The organism is Bacillus sp. AFS017336 (assembly GCF_002555445.1).
Taxonomy (GTDB): domain Bacteria; phylum Bacillota; class Bacilli; order Bacillales; family Bacillaceae_G; genus Gottfriedia.
This window is the reverse complement of sequence record NZ_NUCO01000008.1, coordinates 15,178-31,195: the sequence shown is the minus strand read 5'-3', so window position 1 is coordinate 31,195 and position 16,018 is coordinate 15,178. Positions and strand designations below refer to the sequence as shown.

At 35.6% G+C, this 16,018-nt stretch carries 10 protein-coding genes; all 10 read right to left on the bottom strand.

From position 1 onward, the window contains the following. Positions 1-156: 156 nt before the first annotated feature. The 10 genes from CN601_RS03055 to CN601_RS03010 all read right to left on the bottom strand — a co-directional run bounded on the left by CN601_RS03055 (position 157) and on the right by CN601_RS03010 (position 15,667). Positions 157-1,755 (bottom strand): xylulokinase, encoded by a 1,599-nt coding sequence (locus CN601_RS03055; protein ID WP_098170010.1) that lies wholly within the window; start codon positions 1,753-1,755, stop codon positions 157-159. A gap of 42 nt (positions 1,756-1,797) precedes the next feature. Then, positions 1,798-3,282 (bottom strand): L-arabinose isomerase, encoded by a 1,485-nt coding sequence (gene araA, locus CN601_RS03050; RefSeq protein WP_098170009.1) that lies wholly within the window; start codon positions 3,280-3,282, stop codon positions 1,798-1,800. A 70-nt stretch (positions 3,283-3,352) separates the two neighbouring features. Then, positions 3,353-4,048: an L-ribulose-5-phosphate 4-epimerase gene (araD, locus tag CN601_RS03045; protein ID WP_098170008.1), complete on the bottom strand. Its 696-nt coding sequence runs from the start codon at positions 4,046-4,048 to the stop codon at positions 3,353-3,355. Positions 4,049-4,145: 97 nt separating this feature from the next. Then, positions 4,146-7,880 carry a CBM35 domain-containing protein gene (locus CN601_RS03040; RefSeq protein WP_098170007.1) on the bottom strand — a complete coding sequence of 1,245 codons (3,735 nt, stop codon included), beginning with the start codon at positions 7,878-7,880 and terminating at the stop codon, positions 4,146-4,148. Positions 7,881-7,955: 75 nt separating this feature from the next. Continuing rightward, positions 7,956-10,082 (bottom strand): glycoside hydrolase family 36 protein, encoded by a 2,127-nt coding sequence (locus tag CN601_RS03035; protein WP_098170006.1) that lies wholly within the window; start codon positions 10,080-10,082, stop codon positions 7,956-7,958. Between the two features lie 12 nt (positions 10,083-10,094). Then, a complete protein-coding gene (locus tag CN601_RS03030; protein WP_098170005.1) occupies positions 10,095-10,940 on the bottom strand; it encodes a carbohydrate ABC transporter permease in 846 nt (281 codons plus the stop codon). Between the two features lie 23 nt (positions 10,941-10,963). Then, positions 10,964-11,914, bottom strand: coding sequence for a carbohydrate ABC transporter permease (locus CN601_RS03025; RefSeq protein WP_257131596.1), 951 nt, complete (start codon positions 11,912-11,914; stop codon positions 10,964-10,966). 109 nt (positions 11,915-12,023) lie between these two features. Then, positions 12,024-13,322, bottom strand: a complete 1,299-nt coding sequence (locus tag CN601_RS03020) for an ABC transporter substrate-binding protein (RefSeq protein ID WP_257131595.1) — start codon at positions 13,320-13,322, stop codon at positions 12,024-12,026. A 187-nt stretch (positions 13,323-13,509) separates the two neighbouring features. Further along, positions 13,510-14,532, bottom strand: coding sequence for a LacI family DNA-binding transcriptional regulator (locus CN601_RS03015; RefSeq protein ID WP_098121208.1), 1,023 nt, complete (start codon positions 14,530-14,532; stop codon positions 13,510-13,512). A 400-nt stretch (positions 14,533-14,932) separates the two neighbouring features. Further along, positions 14,933-15,667, bottom strand: a complete 735-nt coding sequence (locus CN601_RS03010; protein ID WP_098170004.1) for a GntR family transcriptional regulator — start codon at positions 15,665-15,667, stop codon at positions 14,933-14,935. Positions 15,668-16,018 lie beyond the last annotated feature (351 nt).

Here is a 16,018-nt window from a genome sequence, read left to right as displayed (position 1 = left end):
TCTTAATTTCATTGCATTTTGTCTAAAAAAGATTTCAAATAAAAGTTGGTCATTTTTTGATAAAATTTTAATCATACTTCCTTTACCTCTTTTTACCCAACAAATAAAAACCCTCAACGGCAATTGCGTCAAGGGTTATTTAAAATGTCTCATTTTTTATTTAAGATAATCTATTGCTGCTCTTTCAATTGCCAAACCATTAATGTAACGTTCCATAAATAACTCAAATCCTTCAACATCTTTAGGATCAGGAGATATTGCTTTTCCTTCTTCTTCTATAAATACTCTTTGGTTTAAATATTTTTCAAGTGATTCATTTTCCGCCTTGTTAATCATATAAGATGCAAGCAGGGCAATTCCCCATGCTCCGCCCTCTCCTGCTGTTTCCATTACCGAAACCGGAACATTAAGAGCGGCGGCCATGATGCTTTGTCCTACATCTTCCGTTTTAAACAAACCACCGTGACCCAGTATTTCATCTAGTTTCACTTCTTCTTGTTTGAGAAGAATATCCATACCAATCTTCAGTGCACCTAGAGCTGTATAGAGATGAACACGCATGAAATTAGCCAGATTGAAATTGCTACTTGAAGAACGGACAAATAATGGACGACCCTCCTCGAAGTGAGTCATATGTTCGCCGGAAAGATAGCCATAAGCAAGTAAACCGCCGCAGTCCGGATCTCCTTGAAGAGCTAAGTTATAAAGAGTTTCATATAACTTATTTCCATCAACTTCCATCCCTATTACTTTTGCGAATTCATCAAACAGGCTGGTCCATGCATTTAGATCTGAAGTGCAGTTATTAGAATGAGCCATGGCTACCAAATTGCCACTAGGTGTCGTGACTAGGTCAATTTCAGGATATACTTTGGACAACTCTTTTTCTAATACAACCATTGCAAATACTGAAGTTCCCGCTGATACATTCCCGGTTCGCTTAGCAACACTGTTTGTTGCGACCATACCAGTACCTGCATCACCTTCTGGCGGACAAAATGGAATACCAGGCTGAAGTTCTCCAGTAACATCTAGAAGCTTTGCACCTTCTTCAGTAAGATAACCTGCATTTTCTCCTGCTACCAAGACCTTAGGCAGAATCTCTTCTAATTTCCAAGGTAAATTACGTGCTGCAATTAAATCATTGAATTGATCAATCATTCTTTGATTATAGTTTCTACTATTCAAATCAATTGGAAATACACCTGAAGCTTCACCAATCCCTAGCACTTTCTGTCCTGTCAATTTCCAATGGATATAACCAGCAAGAGTAGTCTGAAAGGTAATACCCGCTAGATGCTCTTCCTGATTCAAAATGGCTTGATATAGATGAGCGATATTCCAGCGCTGAGGAATTTGATAGTTAAATAATTCTGTCAGTACTTTTGACGCCTGTTCGGTAATATTGTTACGCCAAGTACGAAATGGTACTAAAAGTTCTCCATCATGGTCAAACGCCATATAGCCATGCATCATTCCACTAAAGCCAATAGCTTCTATTTTTTGTAAGGTGACTCCGAATTGGCGTTTTACTCCATCAGCCAACTTTTTATAGCTGTTTTGTATACCCTTCCAAATATCCTCTTCACTATAGGTCCATCTATTGTTGATATAACTATTTTCCCAATCATGACTACCCGAAGCAATCGGTACATGATCTTCTCCAATGAGCACTGCCTTAATTCGAGTTGAACCAAGTTCTATTCCAAGAACTGTTTTACCACTTTGAATGGCGTCTCTTTTATCGAGACTCATCTTACTCACCTCAAGCCCTAGATTTTATGCAAATCTATTAATCTATCTGTAAATCACATCGTTCCAACGTAATTCATTATTGAATGCCTCTGTTTTAGTATCTTTGTTAATTACGACCATCTCTATTCCAGTGAGTTCAGCAAAATCTCTCAGCTGTTCAGTCGTTACTTTGTATGAAAAGCTAGTATGGTGTGCTCCGCCGGCTTGAATCCAATTTTCAACCGCTTGATTTAAACTGGGTTCGGTTTTCCATAACACTCTTGCAACTGGAAGATTTGGCATCTCTATTTCTGGTTGAACTGCTTCAACCTCATTAACTAGTAATCGAAAGCGATGTCCAAGGTCAATGATCGTTGCATTTAATGCGCTACCGCCTCTCCCATCAAATACAATTCGAGCTGGATCTTCTTTGCCACCAATTCCAAGTGGATGGACCTCGATTTTTGGACGAGTTGCTGAGATTGAAGGGCAAACTTCAAGCATATGCGCACCAAGAACCATTTCGTTTCCTGGTTCAAAATGATAGGTGTAGTCTTCCATAAATGATGTCCCTTCATTTCCTGCTATAATTTTCATCAATCTTACAAGTGCTGCCGTCTTCCAGTCACCTTCACCTGCAAAACCGTATCCTTGTTCCATCAAACGTTGAACAGCAAGACCAGGAAGTTGTTTCATGCCATGCAAGTCTTCAAAAGTTGTCGTAAATGCAGTATATCCGCCCTCTGTAAGAAAATGCTTCATACCTAGTTCAATTGTAGCTTGATAACGGATTGACTCGCGGGTTGGGCCATCAGTCAGCCCCTCAGGCGTAATATCGTATTTCTGCTCATATTCAGCCATTAACTGGTCAATTTCTTGTTCGGTTACATCATTCATTCGCTGAACAAGGTCCCCCACTCCGTATCCATTCACAGTCCAGCCAAGCTTAATTTGTGCTTCAATCTTATCACCCTCGGTTACTGCAACTTGACGCATATTATCACCAAATCTCGCAATTTTAAGATTTTTACTTTCCTCAAATCCTGCTGCAGTTCTCATCCAGCTGCCAATGCGTTCTCTTACTGATGGATTCTCCCAATGACCCATAATAACTTTACGCTTAATATTCATGCGAGCTGCAATAAAACCATGTTCGCGGTCTCCATGCGCGGCCTGATTCAAGTTCATGAAATCCATATCGATTGAATCCCAAGGAATATCTCGATTAAACTGTGTAGCTAAGTGTAGATATGGCTTTTGAAGTGATGAAAGACCAGCAATCCACATTTTAGATGGTGAGAAAGTATGCATCCACGTAATAATACCAGCACAATTTTGATTAGCATTTGCTTCTAACATTAATTTACGAATTGACTCTGAATCTTTTAATACTGTTTTAAAGAGTACCCTATATTGGATATGAGAATCATCATCTAATCCATTTACAATTGTTTTTGAATTCTCCTCCACTTGTCGAAGTACATCTTCTCCATACAATAATTGACTTCCAGTTACAAACCAAAATTCATAGTTTTTTGTAGATAACAATGTAAATCCTCCTAAGTAAATAAAAGATCGTAATCTAAAATTAGGTCAAGTTAAACTAAACTCCTCTTCATTACTTTTGTCCGTAATAGGCATTTGCACCATGTTTGCGAAGATAATGTTTATCTAGAAGAAATTGGTCAATCGCCTTTATTTGAGGGTTCAGTATATAAGTATTTAAAGCCATTTTTGCTACTTCTTCTAAAACCACGGCATTATGTACCGCTTCGTTAGCATTTTTTCCCCAACTAAATGGAGCGTGACCAGATAGTAAAATACCTGGTACTGCCACAGGGTCAAGTCCTTCTTTTTTGAAGGTTTCAATAATGACGTTTCCTGTTTCACGCTCATATCCACGGTCAATTTCCTCCCTTGTCAACGTACGAGAACATGGAATATCTCCATAGAAATAATCCGCATGCGTTGTCCCAAGTGCAGGAATTCTCCTCCCTGCTTGGGCCCAACTTGTAGCTGCCGGTGAGTGAGTATGCACGATTCCACCTATTTGAGGAAATGCACGGTATAAGGCAAGATGAGTTGGCGTGTCAGAAGAAGGTCTTAATAATCCTTCAACTATATTTCCGTATAAATCTAAGACAACAAGATCATCTATTTGTAGCTCGTCATATGGTACACCACTTGGTTTAATGACAACCAATCCTGTTTCATGGTCAATTCCGCTTACATTTCCCCAAGTAAAAGTGACTAAACCATGTTTTGGAAGCTGAAGATTCGCTTCCAAAACATCCTTTTTTAATCTTTCTAACATGATGTCTCCTCCTTTGGATTAGGCAAATTTCGCCACAATCAAAGTGAATTTAAAGACGGGAGTTTCAGATTTATTTACTAGATTGAAATTTTCATATCTACCTAATATAGAACTCAAGTTCAGCAACATTGCCATACCCGCCATCCGGGCTTACATATCGAATATAGCGATAAGCTGTTTCTCCTGATAATTCTGCTACGTTCCATCCAAGCTCAGGTGTTGAAGAAATCGTGTATAGATCAACAAATCCTTCAGTCGGTGATATGTTTGAACCTTGAATTTTCCCTCCTACCATTCTTCCTGTATAGCCTGCACGCGGATAGTAACGTATTTCTTTTACCACACTTTGATTACCTGATCCTAAGTCAATTCCTGTATAGCCACCATTTGCTTGACTAAAGTCATAGAAAGTATTGATATTTCCATCAAATGCCTTATCATATTCCCCACCTGGTGCCCATGGAGGATTTTTTCCAAATGGCACTCCTGTTACTTGAGCTAGCTGATTTGTAATATTTACGACCATTTCACTTACAACTCCAGATCCATCCGCTGCCGTAGCTACAACTTTCACTTGACCATTTTTACCTACTTTATTTGCAGATAACAATCCATCTGAAGAGATCGTAGCTAAATCAGTTTCTGAACCATTTAAATTAAACACGGACCACTTAACACTCTGCTCAGCATTTGCTGGAATAACCTTTGCTTCCAATTGCAATGTGGCACGATTTGTCGCAATTGTTTTCTCTCCATTTTTTCCGGTCAAACTAATTTTAGATACATTGTCATAAAGATCAATCGAACTAACGGTGTCCTCAAGAGTAACTAAATCTCCGTTACTTTTTCCTAAAGTTATATTCGATGATGAGATATAGGTCGTTAACTTTTCATTTACCTTAGCTTTCATATTGATTTTTACTAAATCACTCACTTGTTTGAAATGCCCTGGTGCGCCTTCTAGTACAATATCCACTACTCCTGGCTCTACTGATTTCTTAGTTGTAACCTTAATTTTGCTACTTAGAGATTCAGCTGAAACAAAATCCATTGTTTCAGAATCATAGTTTAGTTGCATCTTAAAGGAGTGAATATTATCTACTAAATCGTTAAGTGAATAAGTAAGATTAAATGAATCATTTACTTTCACTAAATTCGGTCCTTTTACCGATAAAGTCGTTTCAGTTGTTTCTGGTGCTGCAATCTCAATCTTATCAATATTCGGTGCATATTGTTCATAATCCGGTGACTCCGTATCGTTATAGAATCGAATTGTGTTAGTACCTTTTTTAAGGTCTACATCCAAAACAATCGATTTAAATGTTTCCCAGCTATACGTACTTCTAAAGTAAGTCTTTTCTCCAGATCCACCGTTAACGCTAATGTTTGCATGTCTTTCCACTACGTTTGCATTATAGTCATGGTTACCTTTTTGTTCATTATTTGCATAGTGAACAATTAACTTATATTTTCCACTTTTTGGAACGACAATATCATTAAACTGAAGATAATTATTGGCACCTTTTCCTATTAAACCAACATATTTATCCCCTGAAGCATATGCACTTTCTTGTACATTAGCTGTGCCAGCAACAGTATTACTCGTTTTTTCAGCCTCGATAACCTGAATTAGTCCCTCTGTATCCTTTGGTGCCGCTTTAACCTCTAGATTATCAATGTTTATATTACCTTTAGCATTCTTTAATTCTATTAAGTTAATTCCAGCTTTTAGATAACGGATTTCTGTATGAGTATTCCAATCATCCTCTGAATTTGTACGCTCTAACTTAATATCTTTCACTTTGTTTCGGTCGACATAGTATTCTACACTGCTGTTTGCACTGTCTGTTGAGTACTTAAAATTCGTCTCATAATATCCATTTTTTTCTACATTCACAACAAACATAACACTTGAATGATCATCTTTTGAAAAATCAACATAACCAGTGCCACTATAATGATCAAGCTTTGAGTCTACTATTCCATCTGTTTCAGCATATTCCGCCTCGTACAAATCAGCTTTTGGAGCTAACTCCCCTGCGAACTTACCAGCTCGTGTAAGGTCAATACGGTCTAGGAGAGCTACTCTCGTTAAAAGTCCATCCTGCATGACTGGCATTCCAGAGAACGTTAATGTATGTTCACCAGCTTTTAAGTCTAGATAAACCTTTTTGATGCCAATAAATTTAAACCCAATATTAGCTGGATATACAATTTCAGTTGCATCTTGGTTATCAACCTTAAACGAGTGTTTTGCAGTTTTTCGTCGATCGGCAATCGCTGCTTCAGGACCTAGTGGACCGTTTCCATAATAAACATCCATCAAATATTTTCCATCTTCAGGTACATTGACTGTAAATTTCACACTGCTATTTTCATCGTCAATGCCTCCAACTTGTTTCCCACCAGAAGTTGGCCATTCGATATATGCGCTGCTATTACCTAAATCATATACACTTGCTTTTCCACTAAGCTTCGCATTTTCTGCTTCATAGATTTTTTTCCATGGCTGTTTCGGATAGTTTGTTTTTGCTGTTGCTGGAGTGACAATCGCTTTATATGCAGACATATTGTTCATATTTGATACAGGAACGATTACTTTACCATCAACAACTGGATAGTCTTTTTCTTGTACGACTACTGGATTACCTGCAGCACCATCAAATCCAGTCCAAGCACTTTCCCAAATCGTTACATGTACTGCATTACCAAATTCTTGGTGCTTATTAAATCCTTTTAACACAAGGTCAGCACTACCATTACTACCTCCAAAAACGACTTGAGATTGCTTTTTCGATTGGTCAATTGTTGCAATTCCTTCTAATCCCATTTCGTTAACATTTGGAGGAGTTACTTCAACCGATTGTTTTCCCTTCATTTCCGCAGTCCATTTATAAAGCCACCAAGCTCCATTAACTTGATTATTTCCTACAACCAAGTCATTCAAATTGTCAGCCATATGCCAATATGGTAGTTCTCCATATACTTTACTTCTTTCAAATTTTGCAAGAAATTGCAAAAGTACACCTTGATTAGATGGATCTCTCGGACGAGCATATTCATTAATATTAATTTCAAGCGGTCCGATTCCTAAATCTTTTTCGATTGAACGAAAATCATTATATCTGGAGTTCCATCCTGAGAAGAAATTATCTCCTAATTCATGCCAAGTTACGATATCTGGTAAAACATTATTTTCTTTAGCAAATTTGAAGAAATTACGATAAACAGTGGAGTTATAGCTAGCAAAGTTTGGTCCTGCAATCTTTGCATCTGGATGAAGTGATTTTATTTTCTCAACGACAGTTTTCCAATCTGAGAAAAAACGTGCTTGTGCATCAGCATTCATTCCTCCATACCAAATTTGATCTGGTTCATTGAACGGTACATAAACAAATGTATTTTTATTTGGATTCTCAACAACTTTTTTCACAATTGTTTCGACTTTATTCACATAATCTGGTATACCAGTAAATTCGTATGGCCACTTTTCATAATAATCCTGCAAATAGATTTGAATTTGTTGACCTCCCGCTTCAAGGAAATAGTCTGAAATCTTTAACGCATCACCATTTGGATGTTGCAACCCATCTGGGGCTTTTTGAACTGCTGCATTTGGCTTAAGTGGGATAATCGTGTTAATGTCAGGAACATTTGGTTCACTCATACCATATAAGAAACCAGCTCCTCCGTTTAACATCTTTCCAGTTTCTTTCGATAAATCAACTTCTAGCTGTGGGTCGGCTGCTGCAGAGGTCTTTCCCGGTGCAAAGCTAAATCCGCTGCAAATTAAGATTGTACAAAAAAGACAGGTAACGATTTTTTTTAACATTCAATTGTCTCCCTTATTATTATTTTTACAATCTAGATCTCCACGGTGTAAGAACTTGATGAATTTTAAGTTTTTTTACTGATTGTTTACTGTAACTTCAAATAGTCTTGCAGCATTCCTTTTTGGGATTTTAACTGTTAATGAACCACTATGTTTGTTCCATTTGTAATCTACTTCACCTTTTGACGGATAAGCTAATGTCACTTCTACATCTTTATTATTTAAATGGTTTAAAGGGATAAAGATTTTTTCCTCACTTGAATCCTGTCTCCAAACGGCTATAAAATTCTTATTTCCTTTTCTTAAGGCAAAGCTCATCCAAGAATCACCAAGATTAGGTAAACCCGTTGGCCAATAAGGGGTGCTTGTTGCGATGTATTGACGAATTGTTTTATAGTATTCAATTGCTTCTTTTACTAAAAGAAAGCGTTCTGGACTTATTTCAGCAAGATGTCCGCTTTGATGAATTCTTAGAAGTAAGCTATTTACCATGTTAAAAATTACTTCTTCTTCATCTCCTTCTTTTAACGGATATGACCAAACTGCACACTGTTCGGGTGTTACTAGAGAGGCAGCTGCAGCAGCAATTGCACCATTTTTTAAGTAGTCTGTTTGATCACTGCTAGATTGAAGACTATGACGGCTTAGTAAACTATAATCCATCCGCATCCCACCGCTACTACAGTTTTCGATTACTAAATCAGGATATTTTGCAAATATTTGATCAAGCCAACCTAAATAAGCCCGGTTATGCTCAAGTAAACCATCACCCATTGAATCCGCATGATAATCAGTACCCACTCCAGCATTAATGTTATAGTCCATTTTGATGTAACCAACACCATACTCGGCTACTAATCTATTAATTATTCCAGTTGCAAAATCTCTTACCTCAGGATTTCGATAATCTAACTGATACCTAGAATGATCAATCACTCTCTTTCCATGTCGCAGAAAAAACCATTCATCTGGAACTTTACTTGCAAGTGGGCAGTTGATTCCCATTACTTCTAACTCTAACCAAAGCCCGGGTACCATACCCATACTCCGGATATAATTTAAAACTTCAGTAATTCCATTCGGAAAACGCTCTTTAGAAGGAAGCCACTCACCAACACCATCCCACCAATAACCATCTGAATACCACCCACAATCGATGCAAAAATATTCACAACCAGCTTCAGATGCAGCATCAATTAACGGTAGCAATTTTTCTGTCGTTGGGTCGCCGAATAAACAATTCATATAGTCATTAAAAATTACTGGTAAATGTTTATTATCATTATTTGGACGACGAATTCTTCTACGATATGTAGTTATTTCTGAAATTGCATTTTCCGTCCCCCCACAAATCGCGCCAATTGCAACAGGTACGGAAACAAAGGTTTCGCCGGGAATTAGCTCTTTCCACCACTGATTCTCATTTTCTGTAGGTCCACTTAACTGTAAATAAAGTGAATCCACTATATCGCTTATTTCCCAATGCCAAGAACCGTGGTGTTCAATTTGCCAAATAAAACCTGTTCCAGTCTCTGTATTTTCTAAAAAGGCCATTGGAACATATTGTGAAGTTGACCACGTTCCAGTACTTGAATAAGATAATCTTTTCATTGAAAATTCATTAACTGTGTATAACCCCAATTCGGTCAATGAATACCGTTGCCATTGTGCTTCTCCATACCATGTATTATGAGGGATATGTAATCTCATTTTTTCTTCTCTGCTTGTTAATCCCTCTTTATCAATACCTGTATAAGCAAAAGATGAAACATACTCCATACCAACTGGCTCGTTTCCCTTATTAACAACCTCTGTCCACGTTCTTACAATCTGAATACCGTTAAAAAATTGTAAAAATGAATTTACTTCAACATTAGTTACTTCATCGATCATTTCAAACACAATTCTACGACCGTTTAAATTGACAGTATCCTTAAAATTTTGTAATTTTAAGCGTCTCCCCGGATTTGTTCCAGTATGTTTCGACCCATGATGATCATTTTGATTTTCACCAGAAAAATGAATTTCAACAAGACGATATTTACTTCTTTTACGATCATCCCAATTTAAATACTCATTTGAAGGAATAGACGAAAAGTGAAGAAATCTAACATCTTTGTCCTCGGTGACCTCAAATGCAAGGAAAATTCCGTTTTCTTCGATTTCGATTAATTTTCCAACTTTTTCTATTACTTCTGACATGTTGTAACCTCCTTATCCTTTAACTGACCCTGCTGTCATACCTTCGATTAAATATCTTTGTAAATAAATGAACATAATGACGATTGGAATAACTGCTAACACAGATGCAGACATGATACTACCCCAATCTGTAGAATAGAGCCCTTTAAAAAGTGTGATTCCTGGTGTTAACGTACGATGAGCTTCGTCATTAATGAAAACATATCCAAACATAAACTCATTCCAAGCGTTAACAAACGCAAATAGTGCTGTTGCAACAATACTTGGAATCGAAATCGGAAGGATAATTTGAAATATTATTCGAACTCTTGAACAGCCATCCATTTCTGCCGCTTCTTCTAACTCATATGGAATAGAATCAAAGAATCCTTTTAACATAAAAGTACATAAAGGAACCATAAACGTTGTATATGCTAGAATCATAGATGCATATGTGTCCAACAAACCAAACCTTTGCATCAAGATATAAAGTGGCACTAACAATAGAACCCCTGGAATCATTTGCGATAATAGCATCGTTATATTTAGGAATTTAACTCCTCTAAATCTTTGAAACCTACTCAATGCATAGCCAGCAAAGATTGATACCAATATCGATATAAGCGTTGTAGAAATGGCAACTATGAAACTATTCATAAAAAACGTAATAAATTTTGTATTTACTAGCACATTTTGAAAATGTGAAAAAGTAGGATGTTTAATGAAGAAACTAGGATGGGTACTACGTATTTGATCAGTTGGTTTTAAGGACGTTACCAACATCCATAGAAATGGGAACACGCAGAATATCGAGATGACGATTAGTACAACATAGGTTACAATTTTACTGACAAGCATCCTTCTTTTACTCATTAGCATGTCACTATCACTCCTTACATAGATTAAACTCTATTTTTTCTGACATTATAGTAGTAATTGACTACAAAAATAGTAATCATAAATCCGATCATCATCGTTGCCAAAGCTGATGCTGACCCAACATCAAACTGTTTCATTGCATACCGATAGATCATAATTGGGAGGGTTTCAGTCGCATTAAGTGGACCGCCTTCTGTCATTACCCAAATAAAATCAAAATTTATAGCTGTCCAAATTAGATGAATAAATATTAATACAACTGATACCGGTTTTAATTGTGGCAACACAATTTTAAAAAATCGCTTCATCGCACCTGCTCCGTCAATCGCTGCTGCTTCTAATAATTCTTTAGGTATTGATTGCATTGCAGCTAGTAAACAAATAGTATAGTATGGGAAACTTCTCCAAATATTAACAAAGGTTACTGTTAGCAATGCTGAATTTAATTCACCTAACCAATAGTACGGTTTATCTAATATCCCAAACTTAGTAAGAAGAAAATTAATAATTCCATAGTCAGGTGTTAACATCCAGATCCAAGTCGTTCCAGCAATGACAATTGGAACAACCCAAGGTATAATAATTAATCCTCTAAAAATTGCTCTTCCTTTTAACTTTTGATTTAAGGCTACTGCAGAAATTAAGCCTAAAATAAACTCACCAGCTACAGAAAGTACAGTCCAGATGGTCGTATTGGAAAGTGCCTTAGTAAAATTTTCATCATGAATAACATTTTTATAATTTTCCAATCCCGAAAAGGAAGTTTTTAAAGTACTAACGAGGTTTTTAAAATGGAAGCTATCCCAAACGACATTGATCAGAGGCAATGCAATTAAGGCAAGAAAGAAAAGTATCGCAGGAAATATAAATAAATAAGCTTGAAACATATTCTTCTTTTCTTTTGAAAGTCCCCGTTTCACCTTTTCTTGTTTTAATCCAAATTCTTTATTAACTTGCTTAGATTCTATGTTCAAGAGTATGTACCCCCACTTTCGATACGGATGTTAAATGAATGATTATAAGTAATAAAAGAGCAAGTATTGCTTGCACGACTATACAATACTTGCTACTCCTTAGACGAATTTATTTACCGCTAAGTTCGCCTGATTTCTGTAAATCACTATTAATTTGATCTGACAACCATTCTGCAACTTTTTTAGGACTTTGCTTTTGCAATAATGACTTTGCAAGTGCATCCTCCATACTTTTTGTAACGCCACCTAAAGAGATTTCAGGATATGTTACACCAGTTGACGCTAAGTCAGTAAAACCTTTACCCCACTGGCTATCACTGACAACATCTGTACGTGGAGAATTAGTCGGACGAATGTTAGATTGCCATTCTTTTCCTAAAATATAGCTTGCAAATTCCCATGTTTCTTTCGGATGTTTACTGTTTTTGTATAAATATAGAGGGCTGATTTCTAGGAATGTTGCTGGTTTTTCCTTATAAGGAGGAGCTGCTACTTTTACATCTTTCATCTCTTTAGGATTTTCTTTTGCTCGATCTTCAATCCATGGTCCATTTACGACCATTGCATACTGCCCAAGAGAGAAGTTAGTATCTTCTTCTTCCCATCCCCATGCTTTCGCATCCGCTGGAATTACGCCTTTATCTTGCATTTCTTGATAAAATTTAAAAACGTCTGCCGCTTTTGCAAGCTGATCGGGATTATCTTTCCAAGTATTTTTGAATTTGCCATCATCCATTTTCTCAGCAATCTTAAGATCATTTGAAGCTAAGTATGCAAGTAGCTCTTGAGGCGAACGCACTCCTGCACCAGCTATACCGAAAGCTGGTTTACCAGTAGCTTTTTTAATATCACCTGCTACTTTAATTAAATCGTCAAAGGTTTTTGGAGGTTCTTGAACCCCAGCCGCTTTTAACATATCTTCATGGTATAAAAGTGCTCGAATTCCCAAATATTGAGGTAGAGCAGTAACCTTCCCTTCGAATGTTAGGGCTTTCATTACATTCGGATAAATTTTATCTTTATCAGCCCAAGCATTTACATAAGGAGTTAAATCCTGCAAAGCACCCATTTTGTTAAATTCTCCGTACCATTCACTTAACCCCCAGCTTAAATCTGGAGCCGCACCACCACTAATTGCTGCTACTAATTTATCATGAAGAGCATCGAACGTAATAACTTGAGTATTAATCTTAATATTTGGATGCTCATCTTCAAATTTTTGAATTTGCTCTTTCGTTTTTTTCTCTTCTTCAGAACCTGGTGCCCATGAAGCCCAGTACTGCAAAGTCACTTGTTTATTTCCGTTTTTATCAGTTGAAGCTTCTTTCGAATTATTACATCCGGCTAAAGTAGTCGAAAAGACGAGTAGTAACATAAATATTATTAAAAAGGACTTTTTCTTCACCACTATTAAATCTCTCCCTAAGATTTTTTATAAAATAATTACAAATTGCAAACTCTTTTATTCACTAAAGTAACCACTTTAAGACAAAATGCTAGAATGTTGGTTAAGAAATAACTAATGTTAAACATTAGAAATCTATGTAACTACTAATCTATCTCTACATAAAACCACCTCCAATAATGATCTTCTTTCAAACGCCACCACTACTTTCTCTGACTATTAATTTTGTTGGGACCGTTACTTTTAAAGGAATATCCCTTCCGTTAATCCGGTCGAGTAACAGCTTCACTCCCGTTTGCCCCATCTCTTTTGTAAATACTTTCACAGTTGTTAATGGCGTACTTGCAAAACTTGCCAACTCAATATCATCGAAACTAACAATTGCTATATCATTTGGAACTGAAAGATTTGCTTCTTGGAGTGCTCTTAATGCACCTATTGCCATTGGATCACTCGAAATAAAGAAAGCTTCCGGCAGTTCCTTTTGTTGGATAGCCTTTTTCATTAACTCATACCCTTGTGACATGGAATATTCCCCAATAAATGTATATTTTTGGTTATATATCCCTCTTTCTTTCATCAGCGTTTCATATGTTGTGAGACGTTTATCTTCAATAACAACTGTCTCATTTTTCAAATATTCAATATCCACTCCACCTATATAACCTATTCGCTTATATCCTCGCTCAAATAAATGCATCAATGCGGTTTCTGTAGATTTAACAAAATCTATGACAACTGAATCATATAAATCTTCATCTGGAGAATGATGGATATAGACTACGTTTTCAATGTTATCGCTAATAGCTTTGAATGCCCTTTCACTAATTTTCCCAACTATTATAATCCCACCTAAATCTTTAAATAGATGATTTGAACCAATATCATTCCACCTAAACATGAAAGTCGAAGAAATACCTTGGTTCAGTAATTCCTCTTCTACTCCTTGTCTAATTGTTAGGAAGTATGGATCAGCCATTTCTTCTTCCAAAGTTTTAGAAAGTAAAATCCCAACACTAATCCCTGGCTTATCTGATTCCTGCTGTTCAACTCGCCTTTCTAAAACTGTCTTATACCCTAATTCCTTTGCAGCTTGTATTATACGTTCTCTCGTTTCTTCTAAAACTGTAATCTTTTGATCATTATTTAATACTCTTGATACAGTAGCTGGTGACACTTGAGAAAGTTTTGCTATATCTTTAATAGTAGCCATATTATGAACCTCTTTACGTAATATTTTAGTGATTTTTATTTTATATTTACTAATTTATTTACTGATTATATTTGTATGTTAACAGATACTGTAAATGCTTTCAATATCTTTTTTCTAATTTTTCTAAAAATTTCAACAAAACAACAGTTTAACTGCAGAGCTTTATCAAATTCTATTGTTTATAACCACTAAATATTACCGGTAAATTATTTACTAAAAGAATAAATCCATATTTAGTTAATTAAAAATTTCCTGATGCACAAAAAAACCACCTAAAAAGGTGGCTAGATTTTCGATTTTCGTTTTAAATTCATCCCTTCAGAACTTTTAATATAATCGTTCTGAAGCTTTCATTTGCACTTCTTCATTTATACTAATTTTTTATAAATCGCTTATTCCACTATTTGTTTATTCGATTAATTTTTATTGAACTAAGTTCGATTGGGATATAAATCTTATTTTTAAGTACAATATTCCCCATTGAGTTATATAGATTTTCAATTAATAATACGAATAAATTATTATTTGAACGTAATTCATAGTTTGAAGAAGGAAGAACTGATTCTGTAAATTTTATTTCGATTGTCGATGAATGTATTAGCATATAAATATCTTCTTCAAGTATTTTTAATACACTCTGTTGATCGTTAAGATTCATTTGATATTGGGAAGCTGTTTCACTTGGGAACATTGTAAAAGCATGTGCGACAATTTTATTTTTAGACTTGTACCATCTATTAAACCTAATCATCACTGCTGAATCTTTATTAAAGATCCTTTTAATGTAATCATAATCGTCCGAAAAACTAACTTCTATAGAAGCATCTATATCATCAATTGTTTCTGTACAGCATTGAAAAACAGTATTTTCAATTTTTTCTAGGCCAACACTTCTTATATTCACATTTTGTTTTATAAAGTGCCCTTGCCCATGGATTGTTTCAATATATCCGTCCTCTTTTAGTAAACCCAATGCTTGCCTTAATGTCATTCTACTAACATTCATCATCTTAGAAAGTTCTGGTTCTGAAGGTAGCTTACTTCCAATTGGATAGACTCCCTCATTGATTAGTTTAAATAATTTTTCATAAATCTCTACATACAAAGGTAATTTTTTTTTATTTTCAACGGACATAACAACACTCCTTATAATTATTATATCGAGTTATGAATTATTCGCAATCTTGTCTGTTAAGTGAAAAGGGAAAATACAATTAAAAAAATGCGAAAGTTTAAGTTGTTATTGCTTTCTATATTATGTTGAAATATAATTTAGTTGTATCGAATTAGACAACTAAATATACAACTATATTTCATGGTACAATTTTAAACTTTAGGAACTTGTTGTTCTTGTTTTATTTTGTAAGCGAAAACATATTAAGAAAGAATGATCAGCTTTAGATTAATTGACATGCGAAAAAGGAAGAATATGAGTTGTATAGGTATTGTTAGTTAAGTAAATAAAAAGAGTAGAATTGGAGAGATG

Coding starts and splice junctions, on each gene's coding strand:
- CN601_RS03055 (WP_098170010.1), bottom strand. CDS start 1,755: ATGAGTCTCGATAAAAGAGACGCCATTCAAAGTGGTAAAACAGTTCTT.
- araD (WP_098170008.1), bottom strand. CDS start 4,048: ATGTTAGAAAGATTAAAAAAGGATGTTTTGGAAGCGAATCTTCAGCTT.
- CN601_RS03040 (WP_098170007.1), bottom strand. CDS start 7,880: ATGTTAAAAAAAATCGTTACCTGTCTTTTTTGTACAATCTTAATTTGC.
- CN601_RS03035 (WP_098170006.1), bottom strand. CDS start 10,082: ATGTCAGAAGTAATAGAAAAAGTTGGAAAATTAATCGAAATCGAAGAA.
- CN601_RS03030 (WP_098170005.1), bottom strand. CDS start 10,940: ATGCTAATGAGTAAAAGAAGGATGCTTGTCAGTAAAATTGTAACCTAT.
- CN601_RS03015 (WP_098121208.1), bottom strand. CDS start 14,532: ATGGCTACTATTAAAGATATAGCAAAACTTTCTCAAGTGTCACCAGCT.
- CN601_RS03010 (WP_098170004.1), bottom strand. CDS start 15,667: ATGTCCGTTGAAAATAAAAAAAAATTACCTTTGTATGTAGAGATTTAT.